Source organism: Phocaeicola sp. RTP21198st1_B8_RTP21198_201120 (assembly GCF_040929485.1).
Taxonomy (GTDB): domain Bacteria; phylum Bacteroidota; class Bacteroidia; order Bacteroidales; family Bacteroidaceae; genus Phocaeicola; species Phocaeicola dorei.
Genome location: NZ_JBCOCI010000148.1, coordinates 1 through 5,011 on the forward strand (window position 1 = coordinate 1; position 5,011 = coordinate 5,011).

Genomic DNA, 5,011 nt, shown 5'->3' on the forward strand with positions numbered 1-5,011 from the left:
CTATCATTGATTTTTGTACTTTTGGGCTATTCTTTTTGAATTTATTGAAGAAAGAAAGTGTTAAACTCAAAAAAATATCTTCTAAGAATATGGAAAATAAAATTCAGGAGCTTACCGATAAGATTTATCGTGAAGGTGTGGAAAAAGGAAATGAAGAAGCACAGCGACTTATTAGTAGTGCTCGCGATGAAGCAGCAAAGATTGTAGAGGATGCCCGTAAGGAAGCTGAGTCTATTCTCGCTGTGGCTCGGAAGTCAGCCAAGGAAACTGCCGAAAATACACAATCAGAAATTAAATTGTTTGCCGGACAAGCAGTAAATGCATTGAAGACCGAAATAGCTACCTTGTTGACCAATGAGGTAGTCAGTGAAAGTGTGAAAGGATTTGTGGCAGATAAGGAGTATCTGAATAAGTTTATTGTTTCATTAGCTGCCCAATGGTCTGCTAACGAATCTATCGTGATCTCTACCGCAGATGCCGAAGGACTTAAGAAATATTTTGCAGCGAACGCAAAAGCTTTGTTGGATAAAGGAGTGAGAATAGAAGAAGTGAACGGAACGAAATCACTTTTTACTATCTCACCAGCTGACGGCTCTTACAAAGTGAACTTCGGTGAAGAGGAATTTGAAAATTATTTCAAGGATTTCCTTCGTCCTCAATTAGTAGAAATGTTGTTTTAAAACGGGACTATGACAAATTATTATTGCCTGGTAGCCGGTTTGCCGGATCTTTCGTTGGAGGATGGCAAACTGAACTATACAGTGGCTAATTTTAAATCGGAAATCTATTCGGAATTATCGGAAAAGGATAGGAAGTTAATCGACTTGTTCTATTTGAAATTCGATAATGCTAACCTGTTGAAACTGTTGAAAGATAAGGAAGCTGCGACAGATTTTGAGGGGAATTATTCTCAGAATGAGTTGCTGGCGCTTATCAGTTCGGTGCGTGAAGGCGATGCTCCGGATAAGAGATACCCATCTTATCTTTATGAATTTATTACTGCTTATTTGGCTCTTTCCGCAGAGGAACTCTATCGTGCGGAAGATATGTTATCTGCCTGCTATTATGCGTATGCCATGAACTGCGGTAATCAATTTGTTTCCTCCTGGTTTGAATTTAATTTGAATATCAATAATATACTGGCTGCCTTAACTGCACGTAAATATAAAATGGACGTATCTCAGGTAGTAGTGGGCAAGACGGATGTGAGTGAGATGGTTCGTACATCGAATGCCCGAGATTTCGGTTTGTCCGAAATACTGGAATATTTTGAGCAGGTACTCCGTATCAGCGAAATTGAAGAATTAGTGGAAAGGGAAAAGAAGATAGATTTGTTGAAATGGAACTGGATGGAAGACGCTGTCTTTTTCAACTATTTTACTGTGGAGCGGATTTTCGTGTTTTTGTTGAAACTGGAAATGATTGGCCGTTGGATTTCTATGGATAAGGAAAAGGGAAGCGAACTGTTCCGTCAGATTATTGATAAATTGAAGGACGAGATACAGATTCCCGCAGAATTCAGATAATAAACAGATTAAAGATATATGGCAACAAAAGGAACTGTTAGTGGCGTAATAGCCAACATGGTTACTCTTACCGTTGACGGACCGGTGGCACAGAATGAGATTTGCTACATTCTGACTGGCGGAGACCGGTTGATGGCAGAGGTTATTAAGGTAGTAGGCAGCAATGTTTATGTGCAGGTGTTTGAAAGTACACGTGGATTGAAAGTGGGTGCTGAAGCCGAATTTACGGGACACATGCTTGAAGTGACTCTAGGTCCGGGTATGTTGTCTAAAAATTATGATGGTCTGCAAAACGACCTTGATAAAATGGACGGAGTATTCCTGAAACGCGGACAATACACCTATCCATTGGATAAAGAAAGAGTGTGGCATTTTGTACCGTTGGTGAAGGTGGGTGATGAAGTTGGTCCATCGGCTTGGTTGGGACAGGTGGATGAGAACTTCCAGCCATTGAAAATTATGGTACCATTTCAGTTGACAGGTACTTATGGAGTAAAATCTATTGTTCCTGAAGGTGATTATACTATTGAGGATACTGTAGTGGTTCTGACGGACAGAGAAGGTAAAGATATTCCGGTAAACATGATTCAGAAGTGGCCGGTAAAAAAGGCAATGACTAATTATAAGGAAAAGCCGCGTCCTTATAAATTATTGGAAACCGGTGTCCGTGTTATTGATACGGTTAACCCCATTGTAGAGGGGGGAACGGGATTTATTCCCGGTCCGTTCGGTACAGGGAAAACAGTGCTTCAGCATGCCATCTCCAAGCAGGCGGAAGCGGATATCGTAATTATCGCTGCTTGTGGTGAACGTGCGAATGAGGTGGTGGAAATCTTTACGGAGTTCCCCGAACTGGTAGATCCGCATACAGGACGTAAGCTGATGGAACGTACTATCATTATTGCCAATACCTCGAACATGCCGGTGGCTGCCCGTGAAGCGTCTGTGTACACGGCTATGACCATTTCTGAATATTATCGTGCTATGGGGTTGAAAGTCTTGCTGATGGCAGATTCTACTTCCCGTTGGGCGCAGGCCTTGCGTGAGATGTCCAACCGTATGGAAGAGTTGCCTGGTCCGGATGCATTCCCGATGGATATCTCGGCTATTATCTCCAACTTCTACGGACGTGCGGGATATGTGCATCTGAATAATGGTGAAACCGGTTCTATTACTTTTATCGGTACTGTATCTCCAGCAGGTGGTAACTTGAAGGAACCTGTAACGGAGAACACCAAAAAGGTGGCCCGTTGCTTTTATGCCTTGGAGCAGGAACGTGCCGACAGGAAGCGTTATCCGGCTGTGAACCCGATTGACTCTTATTCAAAATATCTGGAATATCCGGAATTTGAGGAATATATCGCCAAACGTATTAATGGTGAATGGATTGGTAAGGTGAACGAAATCAAGACAAGATTGTTGCGTGGTAAGGAAATTGCTGAACAGATTAATATTTTGGGTGATGATGGTGTACCTGTAGAATATCATGTAATCTTTTGGAAATCAGAGTTGATTGATTTTGTGATTCTGCAACAGGATGCTTTTGATGAAGTGGATTCAGTGACTCCGATGGAACGTCAGGAAGAGATCTTGAATATGGTAATCGACATTTGTCATACGGAATTCAAGTTTGATACTTTTATTGAGGTGATGGATTATTTCAAGAAGATGATCAACCTTTGCAAACAGATGAACTATGCTAAATATAAATCTGAGCAGTATGAGGATTTTAAGAAGCAGTTACAGGAATTGGTTGCCGAGAGAAGTGTCTGATTTTAATTTTTAATTTTAATTTATAATGAGTAGAGATGGCAACAAAAGCATTTCAAAAGATATATACTAAGATTAGCCAGATTACCAAGGCAACCTGTTCGCTGAAAGCGTCAGGAGTAGGCTATGATGAGTTGGCAATGGTTAATGGGAAATTAGCCCAGGTGGTAAAAATCATGGGTGATGAAGTGACTTTGCAGGTGTTCGAAGGTACGGAAGGTATTCCGACCAATGCTGAAGTCGTATTCTTGGGCAAGTCGCCTACACTGAAAGTGAGCGAGCAGTTGGCCGGACGTTTCTTCAACGCTTTTGGTGATCCGATTGATGGGGGACCAGAAATTGAGGGACAGGAAGTGCCTATCGGCGGTCCGTCTGTGAATCCGGTTCGCCGTAAACAGCCGTCGGAACTGATTGCGACTGGTATTGCTGGTATCGATTTGAACAATACGTTGGTATCAGGACAGAAGATTCCTTTTTTTGCTGACCCTGACCAACCGTTTAATCAAGTGATGGCCAATGTGGCATTGCGTGCCGAAACCGATAAGATTATTTTGGGCGGTATGGGTATGACTAATGACGACTACCTGTATTTTAAGAATGTATTTTCTAATGCCGGTGCACTCGACCGTATTATCAGTTTCGTGAATACTACGGAGAATCCTCCGGTAGAACGTCTGTTGATTCCGGATATGGCGCTGACAGCTGCTGAATATTTTGCAGTGGAACATAATCAGAAAGTGTTGGTGTTGCTGACTGACATGACCAGTTATGCTGATGCGTTAGCTATTGTGTCTAACCGTATGGATCAGATTCCTTCCAAGGACTCTATGCCGGGATCTCTTTATTCGGATTTGGCGAAGATTTATGAAAAAGCGGTACAATTCCCCGCAGGTGGTTCAATCACTATTATTGCGGTAACTACCTTGAGTGGCGGTGATATTACGCATGCCGTTCCTGATAACACGGGTTATATCACTGAAGGTCAGCTGTTCCTACGTCGCGATAGTGATATCGGTAAGGTTATTGTGGACCCGTTCCGTTCGTTGTCTCGTTTGAAACAGTTGGTGAGTGGTAAAAAAACTCGTAAGGATCATCCTCAGGTGATGAATGCTGCCGTACGTTTGTATGCCGATGCCGCCAATGCCAAGACTAAGATGGAAAATGGTTTTGACTTGACTAATTATGATGAACGTACTTTGGCATTCGCTAAAGATTACGCAAATCAGTTACTCGCCATTGACGTGAATCTGGATACTACTGAAATGCTGGATGTTACATGGGGATTGTTCAGCAAATACTTTAAGCCGGAAGAAGTCAATATAAAGAAAGAATTGGTTGACCAGCATTGGAAAAAACAATAAATTAATGAAGAAACATGGCAATAAAGTTTCAATATAACAAGACCTCGCTACAACAGCTTGAGAAGCAGCTCAAGGTCCGTGTGCGTACGCTTCCTATTATTAAAAATAAGGAAAGTGCTCTCCGCATGGAAGTAAAGAGATGCAAGACAGAAGCTGCCGGGTTGGAGGAAAGGCTTGAAAAACAGATTCAGGCATACGAGGCCATGTTCGCACTTTGGAATGAATTTGATGCTTCATTAATAAAAGTGAGTGATGTTCATTTGGGTATAAAGAAGATTGCCGGTGTACGAGTTCCCTTGTTGGAAAACGTAGACTTTGACATTCGTCCTTACAGTCTGTTCAACAGCCCGAAAT

The 5,011-nt window shown here is 42.1% G+C and carries 5 protein-coding genes; all 5 read left to right on the top strand.

What is annotated here, in order from left to right; translation table 11 throughout:
* Positions 1 to 89: 89 nt before the first annotated feature.
* Positions 90 to 680: a hypothetical protein gene (locus tag AB5935_RS23420; protein ID WP_005839519.1), complete on the top strand. Its 591-nt coding sequence runs from the start codon at positions 90 to 92 to the stop codon at positions 678 to 680.
* 9 nt (positions 681 to 689) lie between these two features.
* Positions 690 to 1,526, top strand: a complete 837-nt coding sequence (locus AB5935_RS23425; RefSeq protein ID WP_007834990.1) for a DUF2764 domain-containing protein — start codon at positions 690 to 692, stop codon at positions 1,524 to 1,526.
* 18 nt (positions 1,527 to 1,544) lie between these two features.
* Complete coding sequence (locus tag AB5935_RS23430; protein ID WP_007849477.1) at positions 1,545 to 3,299, top strand: V-type ATP synthase subunit A; 1,755 nt, start codon at positions 1,545 to 1,547, stop codon at positions 3,297 to 3,299.
* A gap of 35 nt (positions 3,300 to 3,334) precedes the next feature.
* Positions 3,335 to 4,657 (top strand): V-type ATP synthase subunit B, encoded by a 1,323-nt coding sequence (locus AB5935_RS23435; RefSeq protein WP_007843366.1) that lies wholly within the window; start codon positions 3,335 to 3,337, stop codon positions 4,655 to 4,657.
* Positions 4,658 to 4,671: 14 nt separating this feature from the next.
* A partial coding sequence (locus AB5935_RS23440; RefSeq protein WP_368327620.1) for a V-type ATP synthase subunit D occupies positions 4,672 to 5,011 on the top strand: 340 nt, incomplete at its 3' end.